This window comes from Pseudomonas emilianonis (assembly GCF_023072625.1).
In the GTDB taxonomy this organism is placed as follows: domain Bacteria; phylum Pseudomonadota; class Gammaproteobacteria; order Pseudomonadales; family Pseudomonadaceae; genus Aquipseudomonas; species Aquipseudomonas paraveronii.
Genome location: NZ_JAKNRV010000101.1, coordinates 1 through 15,052 on the forward strand (window position 1 = coordinate 1; position 15,052 = coordinate 15,052).

Consider the following 15,052-nt stretch of genomic DNA (forward strand, 5'->3'; position numbering starts at 1 on the left):
GCGCGGCGGGCGTACCGGCCCCCACCGCGACGGTTGGGGCATCGCCTTCTATGAAGGCCGCGGCCTGCGCCTGTTCCAGGACCCGGCCGCGAGCAGCGAGTCGGAAGTCGCGTTGTTGGTGCAGCGTTATCCCATCAAAAGTGAAGTGGTGATCGGCCATATCCGCCAGGCCAACGTCGGCAAGGTGTGCCTGTCCAATACCCACCCGTTCGTGCGCGAACTGTGGGGGCGTAACTGGTGCTTTGCGCACAACGGCCAATTGGCGGACTTCAACCCACGCGCCACGTTTTACCGCCCGGTGGGCGACACCGACAGCGAAGCGGCGTTCTGCGACTTGCTCAACCGGGTCCGCGAGGCGTTCCCGGAGCCGGTGGACATCGAGCAGATGCTGCCGGACCTGATCGCCGCCTGCGCCGAATATCGCAGCAAAGGTGTGTTCAACTGCCTGCTCAGCGACGGTGATTGGTTGTTTTGCTACTGCTCGACCAAACTGGCGCAGATTACCCGACGCGCCCCGTTTGGCCCGGCGCGCTTGAAAGATGTCGACGTGATCGTCGATTTTCAGGCCGAAACAACGCCTAATGATGTGGTCACGGTGATCGCCACCGAACCCCTGACCGACAACGAAAACTGGACCCGCTACGAACCGGGCCAGTGGAGCCTGTGGCGGCGCGGTGAATGCGTCAGCCAGGGCATTACCGAGTAAGGAAGTCGACTATGTTGCTCAGCTATCTGCGGTTGGTGTTGTTTGCCATTGGCTTGTTGGTCGGTGTGCAAGTGCCGGGGTTTATCAATGACTACGCCAAGCGCGTCGAAGCCCACCTGATCGAGGCCCAGACCGGCCTGCGCGGCTTTGAATCCACCGCGCAACAGTTCTTCAACGGCGACTTGCAGGCCCTGGTGGCCCACTACCGCGCCAGCGACGACCCGGTGTTTCGTAGCGATGCCAACAGCCTCGGCACGTTATTGGATCGCCAGTTGGCGTTGGACAAGCAATTCCAGGCCATGCAAGGCCCCTGGTACATCCGCGCCCTGCAGGTGGCGGTGGCGGCCGACCCGGCGATCCGCCTGGAAACCTGGAACGGTTACAGCTACCAGATCCTGCTGACCCCCGAAGCCATGGGCTGGGGCCTGGGCGGCGCGATGTTGTTGTCGTTCGGCCTGGAGTGCCTGTTCCGCTTGATCGACTGGGTGGTGTTGGGCGGCAAGCGTCTACGCCAGAGCCGGCCGATCGAAGAGCGCGACCTCAAGGGGCTCTGAAGACTGATACAAATCCAATGTGGGAGGGGGCTTGCCCCCGATAGCGGTGGGTCAGCTAAAAATAGGCTGACTGACACCCTGCTATCGGGGGCAAGCCCCCTCCCACATTTGGATTGAGTTCCTTCAGTTGCTCATTACCATCCGCTCTTCGCCGACTTCCTCGGCATAGCGGGCAACGACCTTCTGGCACAACCCCACAATCTCCTCCACCAGTTCCACCCCCACGCGCCACGACACCACCACCTGCAAATTCGGCAGCTTCTGCGTCATGGGCAGCATCACCAGTTCTCCGCGCGCCAGCTCTTCGAGCACTAACACAGGCGGCAGTGCACCAATGCCGAAACCATCGCGCAGCAAGCGGGTAATGGCCGACACCGAATTCACGCAGTTCATACGCGGTGCGGCGACGCCGTTGGCCTGCATCAGGCTCAAGACATCCTGGTGCGGGTGGGAATTTTTCGAGTAGGTGATGATGCGTTCTTGGGCCAGTTCGGCGAGGGAGGCGTAGTCGCGGTTGTAGATCGACTGGCTGGCGACGATCCAGGCCATGGGGTGGCTGCCCAGTTCCAGGCTGCGCACGGTTTCCAGGCGCAGCAGGTCCGTTTGCAGGATCAGATCGAGGAAACCTTTTTGCAGTTGGTCGCTGAGGTTGAGTGCGGTATCGGCGACCAACTCGATTTCCACCCGTGGGAAATGGTCCATCAATTCTGCGACCAACGGGCTCAGCCAGGTGTGGATCACCGTGTCCATTGCACCGATACGAATCCGCCCGACCTTGCTGCTGGTGGTCTCCAGGGACTGTTTCAAGCCCTGCATGGTCACCATCATTTGCTCGGCGTAATCGAGTACCTTCAAGCCTTCCGGCGTCAGGCTGACGCCGCGTGAGTCACGCAGAAACAGTTTCACCCCCAGTTCGCTCTCCAGCACGGCGATGCGGCTGGAGATCGAGGCCTGGGTGGTGAACAGTTTCTCGGCGGTCAGGCGGAAACTCTTGAGCTTGGCCACCCAGACGAAGGTTTCGAGGAACTTCAAATTCATGGGATCAACTTTTTCTTATGCATGGATCGGTTTTTATTAGTTGGACGCCGCACCGGGCAAACGCCAAAAATCGAGCCGTTCCACGATAAGCGTCGTTGGGGTGTCAGGACAAGTTGCGAGTCTTGTGTAAAAGATCCCACACTACAAAAAAACAAAGCCTACAGGAGTAACCAGCGTGAGCCGCCTGCTATTGAATTGCGACATCGGCGAAAGTTTTGGCAACTGGACCCTGGGTCTGGACGCCGAGGTTATGCCGTTCATTGATTGCGCCAACGTGGCCTGCGGCTTCCATGCCGGCGACCCGAGCATCATGCGCAAGACCGTCAGCCTGGCGCTCAAGCATGGTGTGCTGGTTGGTGCGCACCCGGCGTATCAGGACCTGCAAGGTTTTGGTCGCCGTTCCATGGCCTACACGCCTGAGGAAATCCAGGACCTGTTGCACTACCAGATCGGCGCGCTCGACGGCATCTGTCGCGCCCAGGGCGGACGGGTCAGCTACGTCAAACCCCATGGCGCAATGTACAACGACATGATGGCCAACCCCGCGCAGTTGCGTGCGGTGATCGAGGCTGTCGCGACTTACGGCGACCTGCCGCTGATGCTGCTGGCCACCCGTGACAACAGCGCGGCCCAGGCGCTGGGCGACGAATATGGCGTGATCCTGTGGTTCGAGGCCTTCGCCGACCGCGCCTACGACAACAACGGCCATCTGGTTTCCCGCCAATTACCGGGCGCGGTACACCACGATACCGAGACCATCATCCAGCAATCCCTGACCATTTCCCGTGGCGAACCCTTGTCCGCCAGCGACGGCAGCCCTTTGCTCCTGCGGGCCAATACCCTGTGCGTGCATGGCGATAACGCCAGTTCGGTCGCCGCCGTGCAGCGCATTCGCGAGGCGTTAAAGTGCCAATGAAGCCACGCATCGAAGTGGTGGCCATCGACTGCTTGATGGTGCGTCTGTTTGAGGTGATCGCCGAAGCCAATATGCCGTGGATGCTTGCCGCTACCCAGCGTCTGCGGCAAGGGTTTGGTGCGGCATTGGTGGACCTGGTGCCGTCCTACACCACCTTGATGGTGCATTACGATCTCACCGTGTTGAACCCGGCCCAGGCGCGGGAATTGATCGGCCAGGCCCTCACCGACCTGCAACCCCAGGCCCGGGGCAGCGGCCACTGCCATGTGCTGCCGGTGTGGTACGACCTGAGCGTCGGGCCCGAGCTGATCTTGCTCAGCCAGCGCAGTGGCCTGGCGGTCGATGAGGTGATCCGCCGCCACAGCGCCCACGAATACCAGGTGTTCGCCCTCGGTTTTGCTCCCGGTTTTGCCTTTATGGGGCTGGTGGATGAATGCCTCGCCACCCCTCGGCTCAACACCCCGCGCAAACGCGTGGCGGCCGGCAGTGTCGGCATCGCCGAACGGCAAACGGCCGCCTACCCAGTGGTCTCTCCCGGCGGCTGGAACCTGATCGGTCGCACCCCGACCCAACTGTTCGACCGCGACGGTTACAGCCTGATGCAGCCCGGCGATACGGTGCGCTTCGAGGCGGTCGACCACGCCGAATTCATCAAGCTGGGTGGCGATGACACGCCGTTGGAGGCGCAGGCATGAGCGGCTTGATCATTGAGGCCAGCACCCCGCTGTGCCTGTTGCAGGACACCGGCCGCTTTGGCGTGCGACACCTGGGCGTGACCCAAGGCGGCGCGCTGGATTGGGTGTCGATGTCCTGGGCCAATTGGCTGCTGGACAACGCCCTGGATGCGCCGGTGGTGGAAATCACCCTGGGCGGTTTTACCGTGCAGGCCGAGGACTATTGCCTGCTGGCCTTGGCCGGTGCGGACTTGGGCGCCTACATCGATGAGCGCGCCATCAGCCCCGGGCGTAGTTTTATCCTGCAAAAGGGCCAGCGGCTGCGCTTTACCCAGCCGTTCAGCGGCGCGCGGGCGTACCTGTCGGCGCCGGGCGGGTTTGATGCGCCGCAGGTGCTGGGCAGCTGTGCCACCGTGGTGCGTGAGGAGCTCGGCGGGCTGGACGGTTTCGGCAAACCGTTGGCGCAAGGCGGGCGACTGGCTTATTCCGGCACGGGCGGTGCGATGAAAGTGTTGAGCACAATCGCATTGCCGGCCAAGGCGCCGTTGGATGTGATTGTCGGCGCGCAGATCGGCCAGTTCAGCGGGCAGAGTCTGTTCGATGCGTTCAACACCGAATGGACCCTCGACAGCCGCGCCGACCGTATGGGCATGCGCTTGCTGGGCACGCCGCTTGAATACCAGGGGCCGTCGTTGATCTCTGAGGGGATCCCGCTGGGCGCGATCCAGGTGCCGCCGGACGGGCAGCCGATTGTGTTGCTCAATGACCGGCAGACCATCGGCGGCTACCCGCGCCTGGGGGCGTTGACGCCGTTGGCACTGGCGCGGCTGGCGCAGTGTGTGCCAGGGGAGAAGGTGCGGTTGGCACCGGTGGTGCAGGAGACGGCGCATAGGCAGCATGTGGACTTTTTGCAGCGCTTCACCGCCGCCTGAAGAACACTGAAATCTAAACTGTGGGAGGGGCGGTGCGACGATTCGACTTGCTCCCGATAGCGGTGGTTCAGTCACTGATGTATTGACTGACACACTGCTATCGGGGGCAAGTCGAATCGTCGCACCGCCCCTCCCACATTGGTGTTGGGTTGAATGGGAGATATCGGTTTATTTGGAAAGAAACCGCATGCCTTCTTCCAGCCCGCGTAGCGTCAACGGATACATCTGATCCTCGATCAACTCCCGCACAATCCCGGTCGACGCCGTATAACCCCAGGTGTCCTTGGGGTACGGGTTTATCCAGATCAGCTTCTTGTACTTGGCCATGAAGCGCTGCATCCACACATACCCTGGCTCTTCATTCCAATGCTCGACGCTGCCGCCGGCCTGGGTGATTTCATACGGGGCCATCGACGCGTCGCCGATAAAGATCACTTTGTAATCGGCGCCATACTTGTGCAACAGGTCCTGGGTGGAGGTGCGTTCCGAGGTGCGGCGCTGGTTGTTCTTCCATACCGACTCGTACACGAAGTTGTGGAAGTAGAAGTACTCCAAGTGCTTGAACTCGGTCTTGCACGCGGAGAACAGCTCTTCGCAGGTCTTCACGTGGGCGTCCATCGAGCCGCCGATGTCGAACAGCAATAGCAGCTTGATGGTGTTGCGCCGCTCCGGACGCATCTGGATGTTCAGCAAGCCGGCATCGCGGGCGGTGTGGTCGATGGTGCCGTCGATATCCAGCTCTTCCGCTGCACCCTGGCGTGCGAACTTGCGCAGGCGGCGCAGGGCGATCTTGATGTTGCGCGTGCCCAGTTCCACCTGGTCGTCGAGGTTCTTGTACTCGCGCTGCTCCCAAACCTTGACCGCCTTGCCCTGGCGCTTGCCCGCATCGCCGACGCGGATGCCTTCCGGGTTGTAGCCGCCGGAGCCGAACGGGCTGGTGCCGCCGGTGCCAATCCATTTGTTGCCGCCGGCGTGGCGCTCTTTCTGTTCTTCCAGGCGTTTCTTGAATTCCTCGATCAGCTTGTCCAGGCCGCCGAGGGACTGGATCTGCGCGCGTTCTTCGTCGCTCAGCGAGCGTTCGAACTCCTTGCGCAGCCAGTCTTCGGGGATCAGCGCCTGCAGGTGCTCGTCGAGCTTTTCCAGACCGTTGAAATAGGCGCTGAAGGCGCGGTCGAACTTGTCGAAATGGCGTTCGTCCTTGACCAGGATCGCCCGGGCCAAGTAGTAAAACTCGTCCATGTCGGCGAAGGTCACCCGCTGTTTCAGGGCGTTGATCAGGTCGAGCAGCTCGCGCACCGATACCGGCACTTTGGCGGCACGCATTTCATTGAACAGGTTGAGCAACATGGCAGGCGCCCTTATCGGTTACCGCGACGGCTCATGAACGCCAGGCGCTCGAGCAATTGCACGTCCTGCTCGTTCTTCACCAGCGCACCGGCCAGGGGCGGGATGGCCTTGGTCGGGTCGCGTTCGCGCAATACGGCTTCGCCGATATTGTCGGCCATCAGCAGCTTGAGCCAGTCGACCAGTTCGGAGGTGGAGGGCTTTTTCTTCAGGCCCGGGACTTTGCGCACGTCGAAGAACACGTCCAGCGCTTCGCTGACCAGGTCTTTCTTGATGTTGGGGTAATGCACGTCGACGATTTTTTGCAGGGTGGTGCGGTCGGGGAAGGCGATGTAATGGAAGAAGCAGCGGCGCAGGAACGCGTCCGGCAGCTCTTTTTCATTGTTGGAGGTGATGATGATGATCGGGCGCTTCTTGGCCTTGATGGTCTCGTCGATTTCGTAGACGTAGAACTCCATCTTGTCGAGTTCTTGCAGCAGGTCGTTGGGGAACTCGATGTCGGCCTTGTCGATTTCATCGATCAGCAGGATCACCCGCTCCTCGGACTCGAAGGCCTCCCAGAGCTTGCCCTTCTTCAGGTAGTTGCGCACGTCGTGCACCTTGTCCACGCCCAACTGCGAGTCGCGCAGGCGGCTGACCGCGTCGTACTCATACAAGCCCTGGTGGGCCTTGGTGGTGGACTTGATGTGCCAGGTGATCAGCTTGGCGCCGAAGGATTCGGCCAGTTGCTCGGCGAGCATGGTCTTGCCGGTGCCCGGCTCGCCCTTGACCAGCAGCGGACGCTCCAGGGTGATGGCAGCGTTGACGGCCAGTTTCAGGTCATCGGTGGCAACGTAGGCCGGGGTGCCTTCGAACTTCATCGGTCATTCCTCGAATTCATCAATGCCCGACTATACCGTGCGGCCCCGGCGACTGTGAACGCAGACGGGTTATTCAGTCTCTGAATGGCCGGTCAGCTTAATCCGCCGATGGCTTGGGCTGTTCATACCGCGCATTGAATGCCTGGATGAACCCGTTACGCAAAATCTGCAAAAACGCGGAGAATGCGCTGATATCTTGCTGGTGTACGCTGCCGCTCAGCTCAACACGGGTGGCGAACTGGTTTTTGCTCTGGTTCTTCAGCACGGTTTCGCTGGCGCCGACCACGGCTTCCCAGATCGAGCGGAAGATGTTCTTGTCCTTGTTTTGCACGTCCTGCTGCCAGTCGAACACTTCCACATCACGCAGCAGCGGCTTGATGTAGCCGGTCAGTTGGCCTTTCTGCGCCTGGGCTTCGATTACCACGTCGCCGGTGCCGGCCTTGAAGTCGAATTTGCCATAGGCCGAGGCGAAGTCATTCATGCGCTTGAGCTGCAAATCGCGTGCGCGAAAGCGAAATTCAAAGTCTTCGAAATTGCTCAGTGGGTCAAAAGTGGCGGTGGCTTCCAGCGGCGCCTGGCCCTGCAGCAGGGCTTTGCCGTCGAAGCTGGCGTCACGCTTGCCTTTGACGTCAACGACATTGGTCAGGTTATAGACGCTGGCGTTAACCGAGGTGGCATTGATATTCACCGGCGGCTTGGAGCTGAAGTTGTGGAAGGCGATCTTGCCGTCCTGGATGCGCACTTCGTTAAGGGTGATCGGCAACAATTTGCTCAGTTGCGCGCGCCAGTCGGTGCCCTGGCCGGTCTGGGACGCCGCTTTGTTGGCTCCGCCGTCGACAAAGTTCAGCTCGGGCTGGATGAACTGGACCTTGGCCACCACGGCATGGTCGTACCACAGCGAATGCCAGCTTACCGACAGGTCGATCAACGGCGCCTTGACGAAGGGCACCGGCACCTTGCCGTCGACTTTGACGATCTGCAGGCCATTGATCCGGTAGGCGCCGCGCCACAGGGCCAGGTCCACATCGGTGATCTGGCCACGGTAGTCGCCCATGTCGGCGAGCTTGTCATTCAGGTAGTTACGCACCAGGTAGGGCAGGGCGAGGTCCAGCGCAACCAGCACCACCACCAGCGTAGCGATGGTCCAAATCGGCCAACTGTAGCGACGTTTCATGGGGCAGATCTCCGTGCGTGTAGGAGATTGACTGTTGTGATGCTGCCAACGTTCCTCTGACTGGACGCTTTGGAAGACGAGGCATACCCTTGGGGCTTTCTTCAAGCCGCCTCAAGGACCCGTCATGAGCCGCATTTTTGCAGACAACGCGCACTCCATCGGTAACACGCCCCTGGTTCAGATCAACCGCATCGCACCGCGTGGCGTGACCATCCTGGCCAAGATCGAAGGGCGTAACCCGGGGTATTCGGTGAAGTGCCGCATTGGCGCGAACATGATCTGGGACGCGGAAAGCACCGGCAAACTCAAGCCGGGCATGACCATTGTCGAACCCACCTCGGGCAACACCGGTATCGGCCTGGCGTTTGTCGCCGCCGCCCGTGGCTACAAACTGGTACTGACCATGCCCGCGTCGATGAGCATCGAACGCCGCAAAGTGCTCAAGGCCCTGGGCGCCGAACTGGTGCTGACCGAGCCGGCCAAGGGCATGAAGGGCGCAATCGACAAAGCTGCGGAAATCCTCGCCAGCGACCCGGCCACCTACTACATGCCGGCACAGTTCGAAAACCCGGCCAACCCGGCGATCCACGAAAAAACCACCGGCCCGGAAATCTGGAACGACACCGACGGCGCCGTCGACGTGTTGGTGGCGGGCGTGGGCACCGGCGGTACGATTACCGGGGTGTCGCGCTACATCAAGAACACTGCGGGCAAGCCGATTCTGTCGGTAGCCGTCGAGCCGATCGTATCGCCGGTGATCACCCAGGCGCTGGCCGGTGAAGAGATCAAGCCCAGCCCGCACAAGATCCAGGGCATTGGCGCCGGGTTCGTGCCGAAGAACCTCGACCTGTCGATGATCGACCGCGTGGAGCTGGTGAGCGACGAAGAATCCAAGGCCATGGCCCTGCGCCTGATGCGGGAAGAGGGGATTCTGTGCGGGATCTCCTGCGGCGCGGCCATGGCGGTCGCCGTGCGCCTGGCCGAGAAGCCGGAAATGCAGGGCAAGACCATCGTGGTGATCCTGCCGGACTCCGGCGAGCGCTACCTGTCGAGCATGCTGTTCAGTGATTTGTTTACCGATCAAGAAAACCAGGCTTGATGCAAATGTGGCGAGGGAGCTTGCTCCCGCTGGGGCGCGAAGCGGCCCTGTGCTTTGTTTAAAAGAGTGGGACTGCTGCGCAGTCCAGCGGGAGCAAGCTCCCTCGCCACAAGGTTTGATGTATGTCAGCCGGTCGACCAAGGCCTTCTGCATAATGGCCCAAGTGTTTATCATGTCCGGCTGCTACGTCTGGTTTCCCCTCGACGGGAGGTTGTTGGCCAGGCGCTTATTTCCAGGAGTTGCTGCATGACCTTTTCTTTGGCCGCCAAGCTGTCGGTGTTGCTGGTGTTTATCGGCAGTACGCTGTACGTGCACCTGCGCGGCAAGGCCCGTTTGCCGATGTTGCGCCAGTTCGTCAATCACTCGGCGCTGTTTGCCCCGTATAACGCCTTGATGTACCTGTTCTCGGCAGTGCCGTCCAAGCCGTACCTGGACCGCAGCAAGTTCCCGGAACTGGACGTGCTCAAGGACAACTGGGAAGTGATCCGCGAAGAGGCCATGCACCTGTTCGACGAGGGTTACATCCGCGCTGCCGAAAAGAATAACGACGCCGGCTTCGGTTCGTTCTTCAAGAAGGGCTGGAAGCGTTTCTACCTCAAGTGGTACGACAAACCGCTGCCGTCGGCCGAGGCCCTGTGCCCGAAAACCGTAGCGCTGGTCAGCAGCATCCCCAACGTCAAGGGCGCGATGTTCGCGCTGTTGCCGGGCGGCAGTCACCTCAACCCGCACCGCGACCCGTTTGCCGGTTCCCTGCGTTATCACCTGGGGCTGTCCACGCCGAACTCCGACGACTGCCGCATCTTCGTCGATGGCCAGGAATACGCCTGGCGCGACGGTGAAGACGTGATGTTCGACGAGACCTACGTACATTGGGTGAAGAACGAGACGGAAAAGACGCGCGTGATCTTGTTCTGCGACATCGAACGTCCGCTGAGCAACCCTCTGATGACCCGCATCAACCGCTGGGTCAGCGCGCAACTGGGCCGCGCCACCGCGCCGCAGAACGTGGATGACGAACGCGTCGGCGGTATCAACCAGGCCTACGCCTGGAGCAAGTCGTTCAGCGACAAGATCAGCAGTGTGGTCAAGCAGTGGAAGCGCAAGCATCCCAAGGCCTACCGCGTTGCGCGGCCGGTGCTGGCGGTTGTCGTCTTGGTACTGCTGTGGAAGTGGCTCTTCGGCTGATCTGAAAGGTTGAGCTCGGTCAAAAATGTGGGAGGGGGCTTGCCCCCGATAGCGGTGTGTCAGTCATCAGATGTATCGACTGATCCACCGCCATCGGGGGCAAGCCCCCTCCCACATTGGACCTCCATTGCTTTTGAGATCGCCTTATGACGCGATCAACTGGCGCAGCACATAGTGCAGGATGCCCCCGGCCTTGAAGTATTCCACTTCATTGAGGGTATCGATCCGGCACAGCACATCGATCTTCTCACTGCTGCCATCCTCGCGGGTAATCACCAGGGTCAGGTTCATGCGCGGCACGATCTCCACAGCGGTCAAACCGAGGATGTCGATCTTCTCCTTACCGGTGAGCTTGAGCGCCTTGCGGTTCTGGTCCAGCTTGAACTGCAAGGGCAGCACGCCCATACCCACCAGGTTGGAGCGGTGAATCCGTTCGAAACTCTCGGCGATCACCGCCTTGACCCCCAGCAGGTTGGTGCCCTTGGCCGCCCAGTCGCGGCTTGAGCCGGTGCCGTATTCCTGGCCGGCGATCACTACCAGCGGTGTGGCGGATGCCTGGTACTTCATGGCCGCGTCGTAGATCGGCATTTTCTCGCCGGTGGGGATATACAGCGTGTTGCCGCCTTCCTCGCCGCCGAGCATTTCATTGCGGATACGGATATTGGCGAAGGTGCCGCGCATCATCACTTCATGGTTGCCCCGACGTGAGCCGTAGGAGTTGAAGTCACGCGGTTCCACGCCTTGTTCGCGCAGGTAGCGACCGGCGGGGCTGTCGGCCTTGATGTTGCCGGCGGGGGAGATGTGGTCGGTGGTCACCGAATCGCCCAGCAGGGCCAGGATGTTGGCAGCGTTGATGTCTTTGATCACCGGCAGCGGGCCGGCGATGTCGTCGAAGAACGGCGGGTGCTGGATGTAGGTGGAATCCTTTTGCCAAACGTAGGTCGCGGCCTGTGGCACTTCAATCGCCTGCCACTGTTCGTCGCCGGCAAACACCTCGGCGTATTCCTTGTGGAACATGCTGGTGCTGACCTGGGCGACGGCGTCGGCAATTTCCTGGCTGCTCGGCCAGATGTCCTTCAGGTAGACCGGATTGCCTTGCTGATCGTTGCCCAACGGTTCGCGGCTGATATCGATGCGCACCGTACCGGCCAACGCATACGCCACGACCAGCGGCGGCGAGGCCAGCCAGTTGGTTTTCACCAGCGGGTGTACGCGGCCTTCGAAGTTGCGGTTGCCGGACAGCACCGACGCCACGGCTAGGTCGGCTTTCTGGATGGCTTTTTCAATCGGCTCGGGCAACGGGCCGGAGTTGCCGATGCAGGTGGTGCAGCCATAACCCACTAGGTCAAAGCCGAGCTTGTCCAGGTATTGAGTGAGGCCGGCGGCCTTGTAGTAGTCGGTGACCACTTTGGAGCCGGGGGCCAGGGAGGTTTTCACCCAGGGTTTGCGGGTCAGGCCTTTTTCCACGGCCTTTTTCGCCACCAGCCCGGCCGCCATCATCACGCTGGGGTTGGAGGTGTTGGTGCAGGAGGTGATGGCGGCGATGACCACGGCGCCGTTTTTCAGGCGATAGGTCTGGCCGTCATCTTCATAGTCGGTCTCGCCCACCAGGTCGGCATTGCCCACGGCGACCCCGCCACCGCCTTCGCTTTCGAGGCGGCCTTCTTCTTTGTTGGTCGGTTTGAATTGCAGGTCGAGGAAGTCGCTGAACGCCTGGCTGACATCCGGCAGCGACACGCGGTCTTGCGGGCGTTTCGGCCCGGCGAGGCTGGCTTCGACGCTGCCCATGTCCAGGGCCAGGCTGTCGGTGAACACCGGCTCCTGGCCGGCGTTGCGCCACAGGCCCTGGGCCTTGGTGTAGGCCTCAACCAGTTTGACGGTCTGCGCAGGACGACCGGACAAGCGCAGGTAGTCCAGGGTCACCTCATCCACCGGGAAAAAGCCGCAGGTTGCGCCGTATTCCGGGGCCATGTTGGCGATGGTGGCGCGGTCCGCCAGGGGCAGGTCGGCGAGGCCGTCGCCATAGAACTCGACGAATTTGCCGACCACGCCTTTCTTGCGCAGCATCTGGGTGACGGTCAACACCAGGTCGGTGGCGGTGATGCCTTCTTTCAATTTGCCGGTGAGCTTGAAGCCGATCACTTCCGGAATCAGCATCGACACCGGCTGGCCGAGCATCGCCGCTTCCGCTTCGATCCCGCCCACGCCCCAGCCAAGCACGCCGAGGCCGTTGATCATGGTGGTGTGGGAATCGGTGCCGACCAGGGTGTCGGGGAAGGCGTAGGTACGGCCGTCTTCATCCTTGGTCCACACGGTGCGGCCGAGGTATTCGAGGTTGACCTGGTGGCAGATACCGGTGCCCGGCGGCACCACGCTGAAGTTGTCGAAGGCGCTCTGGCCCCAGCGCAGGAAGGCGTAGCGTTCGCCATTGCGCTGCATTTCGATGTCGACGTTTTGCTCGAACGCACCGGTGGTACCGAACTTGTCGACCATCACCGAGTGGTCGATCACCAGGTCCACCGGCGACAGCGGGTTGATGCGCTGCGGGTCGCCACCGGCCTTGGCCATGGCGGCGCGCATGGCGGCCAGGTCGACCACGGCGGGCACCCCGGTAAAGTCTTGCATCAGCACGCGGGCCGGGCGGTACTGGATCTCACGGTCGGACTGGCGTTCTTTGAGCCAGGCGGCGATGGCCTTGAGGTCGGTGCCGGTGACGGTTTTGTTGTCTTCCCAGCGCAGCAGGTTTTCCAGTAGCACTTTGAGGGACATCGGCAGCTTATCCAGGTCACCCAGGCTCTTGGCGGCTTCGGGCAGGCTGAAATAGTGATAAGTCTTGTCGTCGATTTGCAGGGTTTTAAGGGTTCTCAGGCTATCAATGGATGACATTACATGACTCCTTATGGTCCGCACGGCTACGGACCTGACGGGACGAACAGAGCTATCAAACTAGCGCTGTTTTCAGTAGCTGGCTAATTACTGGACTCTATGGACAGATCCAAGGTTCCGAAGTCAGCTATCATGCGCGCGTTTTCATGACAGACATTGCGATAGCGCACGTCCGTTGAGTCACCAGGAGAATTGATGAACACCCTTTTTATGCACTGCCGCCCGGGTTTTGAAGGCGAGGTCTGTTCCGAGATCGCGGAGCACGCCGCGCGCCTGAACGTTTCCGGCTACGCCAAGGCCAAGACCGGCAGCGCTTGCGCCGAATTTGTCTGCACCGAAGAAGACGGCGCCCAGCGCCTGATGCACGGCCAGCGTTTTGCCGAGCTGATCTTCCCGCGGCAATGGGCACGCGGGGTGTTCATCGACCTGCCGGAAACCGACCGCATCAGCGTGATCCTCGCGCACCTGCGCGATTTTCCGGTGTGCGGCAGCCTGTGGCTGGAGATGGTCGACACCAACGACGGCAAGGAACTGTCGAACTTCTGCAAGAAATTCGAACTCCACCTGCGCAAAGCCTTGCTCAACGCCGGCAAGCTGGTGGACGAACCGAGCAAGCCACGCCTGCTGCTGACCTTCAAGAGCGGTCGCGAAGCGTTCATCGGCTTGGCCGAATCGAACAACTCGGCGATGTGGCCAATGGGTATCCCACGCCTGAAATTCCCCCGCGACGCACCCAGCCGCTCGACCCTGAAGCTGGAAGAGGCCTGGCACCACTTCATCCCCCGCGACCAGTGGGACGAGCGCCTGCACGGCGACATGACGGGCGTCGACCTGGGCGCCGCGCCCGGCGGCTGGACCTGGCAGTTGGTCAACCGGGGCATGCTGGTGACCGCCATCGACAACGGACCCATGGCCGAAAGCCTGATGGACACTGGCCTGGTGCAGCATTTGATGGCCGACGGCTTCACCTTCGTGCCCAAGCAGCCGGTGGACTGGATGGTGTGTGACATCGTCGAAAAACCGGCACGCAACGCCGCCTTGCTGGAAACCTGGATCGGCGAAGGTTATTGCCGTGAAGCGGTGGTCAACCTGAAACTGCCGATGAAACAGCGTTACGCCGAGGTCAAGCGTTTGCTCGAGCGCATCGAAGACGGCTTCAAGGCGCGTGGTATTCGCGTGGAGATCGGCTGCAAGCAGCTGTACCACGACCGCGAAGAAGTGACCTGCCACCTGCGCCGCCTGGTAGATGTGAAGAAAACCAAGGCCCGTTAAACTGAGCGCCTGCTGCAGGAGTAATCAATGAGCGATATGACCGACACCGCCGTCGACGGCACCCTTGATGCAACGGGCCTCAACTGCCCGGAGCCGGTAATGATGCTGCACCAGCACATCCGCGACCTGCCGCCTGGCGGTCTGCTCAAGGTGATCGCGACCGACCCGTCGACCCGCCGCGATATTCCCAAGTTCTGCGTGTTCCTCGACCACGAACTGGTGGCTCAGCAGGAGCAGGCCGGTACGTACCTGTACTGGATTCGCAAGAAGTCGGCTTAACCCCGACCCCGGTATGCGCCGCCTCCGTGGCGAGGGAGCTTGCTCCCGTTCGACTGCGCAGCAGTCGCCTGCTTTGGGGGCGCTTCGCACCCCAGCGGGAGCAAGCGCCCTCGCCACAAGCGCAGCGTCTACA

Annotated in this window: 14 protein-coding genes; 9 read left to right on the forward strand and 5 right to left on the reverse strand. The window is 61.3% G+C overall.

What is annotated here, in order from left to right:
* On the forward strand, positions 1–706 hold a 706-nt coding region (locus tag L9Z73_RS12815; RefSeq protein ID WP_247401477.1), incomplete at its 5' end, for a class II glutamine amidotransferase.
* A gap of 11 nt (positions 707–717) precedes the next feature.
* Positions 718–1,260: a DUF2937 family protein gene (locus L9Z73_RS12820; RefSeq protein ID WP_017848756.1), complete on the forward strand. Its 543-nt coding sequence runs from the start codon at positions 718–720 to the stop codon at positions 1,258–1,260.
* Between the two features lie 123 nt (positions 1,261–1,383).
* Here the strand turns inward: L9Z73_RS12820 and L9Z73_RS12825 are convergent, their stop codons facing one another.
* On the reverse strand, positions 1,384–2,298 hold the full coding sequence (locus L9Z73_RS12825) for a LysR family transcriptional regulator (RefSeq protein WP_247401480.1): 915 nt from the start codon (positions 2,296–2,298) through the stop codon (positions 1,384–1,386).
* Between the two features lie 175 nt (positions 2,299–2,473).
* Between L9Z73_RS12825 and L9Z73_RS12830 the strand changes: the two genes are divergently transcribed.
* Genes L9Z73_RS12830 through L9Z73_RS12840 form a run of 3 tightly spaced genes read left to right on the forward strand, consistent with a single transcriptional unit; the run spans position 2,474 to position 4,820 of the window.
* Positions 2,474–3,214 carry a 5-oxoprolinase subunit PxpA gene (locus L9Z73_RS12830; protein WP_247401484.1) on the forward strand — a complete coding sequence of 247 codons (741 nt, stop codon included), beginning with the start codon at positions 2,474–2,476 and terminating at the stop codon, positions 3,212–3,214.
* Entirely contained in the window at positions 3,211–3,909 is a 699-nt protein-coding gene (locus tag L9Z73_RS12835; protein ID WP_247401486.1) for a 5-oxoprolinase subunit B family protein, read from the forward strand. Before L9Z73_RS12830 ends, L9Z73_RS12835 begins: the two co-directional genes overlap by 4 nt.
* On the forward strand, positions 3,906–4,820 hold the full coding sequence (locus tag L9Z73_RS12840) for a biotin-dependent carboxyltransferase family protein (RefSeq protein ID WP_247401490.1): 915 nt from the start codon (positions 3,906–3,908) through the stop codon (positions 4,818–4,820). The genes L9Z73_RS12835 and L9Z73_RS12840 overlap by 4 nt, the downstream gene beginning before the upstream one ends.
* Before the next feature lie 168 nt (positions 4,821–4,988).
* Here the strand turns inward: L9Z73_RS12840 and L9Z73_RS12845 are convergent, their stop codons facing one another.
* From L9Z73_RS12845 to L9Z73_RS12855, 3 genes are all read right to left on the reverse strand, one after another.
* Positions 4,989–6,167, reverse strand: a complete 1,179-nt coding sequence (locus tag L9Z73_RS12845; protein WP_247401491.1) for a vWA domain-containing protein — start codon at positions 6,165–6,167, stop codon at positions 4,989–4,991.
* An 11-nt stretch (positions 6,168–6,178) separates the two neighbouring features.
* Positions 6,179–7,024 carry an AAA family ATPase gene (locus L9Z73_RS12850; RefSeq protein ID WP_247401493.1) on the reverse strand — a complete coding sequence of 282 codons (846 nt, stop codon included), beginning with the start codon at positions 7,022–7,024 and terminating at the stop codon, positions 6,179–6,181.
* Between the two features lie 97 nt (positions 7,025–7,121).
* Positions 7,122–8,198, reverse strand: coding sequence for a DUF748 domain-containing protein (locus L9Z73_RS12855; RefSeq protein WP_247401495.1), 1,077 nt, complete (start codon positions 8,196–8,198; stop codon positions 7,122–7,124).
* A gap of 124 nt (positions 8,199–8,322) precedes the next feature.
* On the opposite strand from L9Z73_RS12855, the gene cysK reads away from it, so the two are divergent.
* Both cysK and L9Z73_RS12865 read left to right on the forward strand, forming a co-directional pair.
* Complete coding sequence (gene cysK, locus L9Z73_RS12860; RefSeq protein ID WP_247401498.1) at positions 8,323–9,297, forward strand: cysteine synthase A; 975 nt, start codon at positions 8,323–8,325, stop codon at positions 9,295–9,297.
* 246 nt (positions 9,298–9,543) lie between these two features.
* Complete coding sequence (locus tag L9Z73_RS12865) at positions 9,544–10,482, forward strand: aspartyl/asparaginyl beta-hydroxylase domain-containing protein (RefSeq protein ID WP_247401501.1); 939 nt, start codon at positions 9,544–9,546, stop codon at positions 10,480–10,482.
* Between the two features lie 144 nt (positions 10,483–10,626).
* Here the strand turns inward: L9Z73_RS12865 and acnA are convergent, their stop codons facing one another.
* On the reverse strand, positions 10,627–13,368 hold the full coding sequence (gene acnA, locus L9Z73_RS12870) for an aconitate hydratase AcnA (protein ID WP_247401507.1): 2,742 nt from the start codon (positions 13,366–13,368) through the stop codon (positions 10,627–10,629).
* A 195-nt stretch (positions 13,369–13,563) separates the two neighbouring features.
* Between acnA and rlmM the strand changes: the two genes are divergently transcribed.
* Together rlmM and tusA are read left to right on the forward strand one after the other, a co-directional pair.
* The gene (gene rlmM / locus L9Z73_RS12875; RefSeq protein WP_247401512.1) at positions 13,564–14,640 is read left to right on the forward strand and encodes a 23S rRNA (cytidine(2498)-2'-O)-methyltransferase RlmM; all 1,077 of its coding nucleotides are present in this window, start codon (positions 13,564–13,566) and stop codon (positions 14,638–14,640) included.
* A 27-nt stretch (positions 14,641–14,667) separates the two neighbouring features.
* Positions 14,668–14,919, forward strand: a complete 252-nt coding sequence (tusA, locus tag L9Z73_RS12880) for a sulfurtransferase TusA (protein WP_373423728.1) — start codon at positions 14,668–14,670, stop codon at positions 14,917–14,919.
* The last annotated feature ends 133 nt before the right edge of the window (positions 14,920–15,052 follow it).

Excerpts from the sequence above, each read along its gene's own strand:
- tusA (WP_373423728.1), top strand. The coding sequence starts at position 14,668 with ATGAGCGATATGACCGACACCGCCGTCGACGGCACCCTTGATGCAACG.
- L9Z73_RS12825 (WP_247401480.1), bottom strand. The coding sequence starts at position 2,298 with ATGAATTTGAAGTTCCTCGAAACCTTCGTCTGGGTGGCCAAGCTCAAG.
- rlmM (WP_247401512.1), top strand. The coding sequence starts at position 13,564 with ATGAACACCCTTTTTATGCACTGCCGCCCGGGTTTTGAAGGCGAGGTC.
- L9Z73_RS12845 (WP_247401491.1), bottom strand. The coding sequence starts at position 6,167 with ATGTTGCTCAACCTGTTCAATGAAATGCGTGCCGCCAAAGTGCCGGTA.
- L9Z73_RS12865 (WP_247401501.1), top strand. The coding sequence starts at position 9,544 with ATGACCTTTTCTTTGGCCGCCAAGCTGTCGGTGTTGCTGGTGTTTATC.
- acnA (WP_247401507.1), bottom strand. The coding sequence starts at position 13,368 with ATGTCATCCATTGATAGCCTGAGAACCCTTAAAACCCTGCAAATCGAC.
- L9Z73_RS12855 (WP_247401495.1), bottom strand. The coding sequence starts at position 8,198 with ATGAAACGTCGCTACAGTTGGCCGATTTGGACCATCGCTACGCTGGTG.
- L9Z73_RS12835 (WP_247401486.1), top strand. The coding sequence starts at position 3,211 with ATGAAGCCACGCATCGAAGTGGTGGCCATCGACTGCTTGATGGTGCGT.
- L9Z73_RS12850 (WP_247401493.1), bottom strand. The coding sequence starts at position 7,024 with ATGAAGTTCGAAGGCACCCCGGCCTACGTTGCCACCGATGACCTGAAA.
- cysK (WP_247401498.1), top strand. The coding sequence starts at position 8,323 with ATGAGCCGCATTTTTGCAGACAACGCGCACTCCATCGGTAACACGCCC.
- L9Z73_RS12840 (WP_247401490.1), top strand. The coding sequence starts at position 3,906 with ATGAGCGGCTTGATCATTGAGGCCAGCACCCCGCTGTGCCTGTTGCAG.
- L9Z73_RS12820 (WP_017848756.1), top strand. The coding sequence starts at position 718 with ATGTTGCTCAGCTATCTGCGGTTGGTGTTGTTTGCCATTGGCTTGTTG.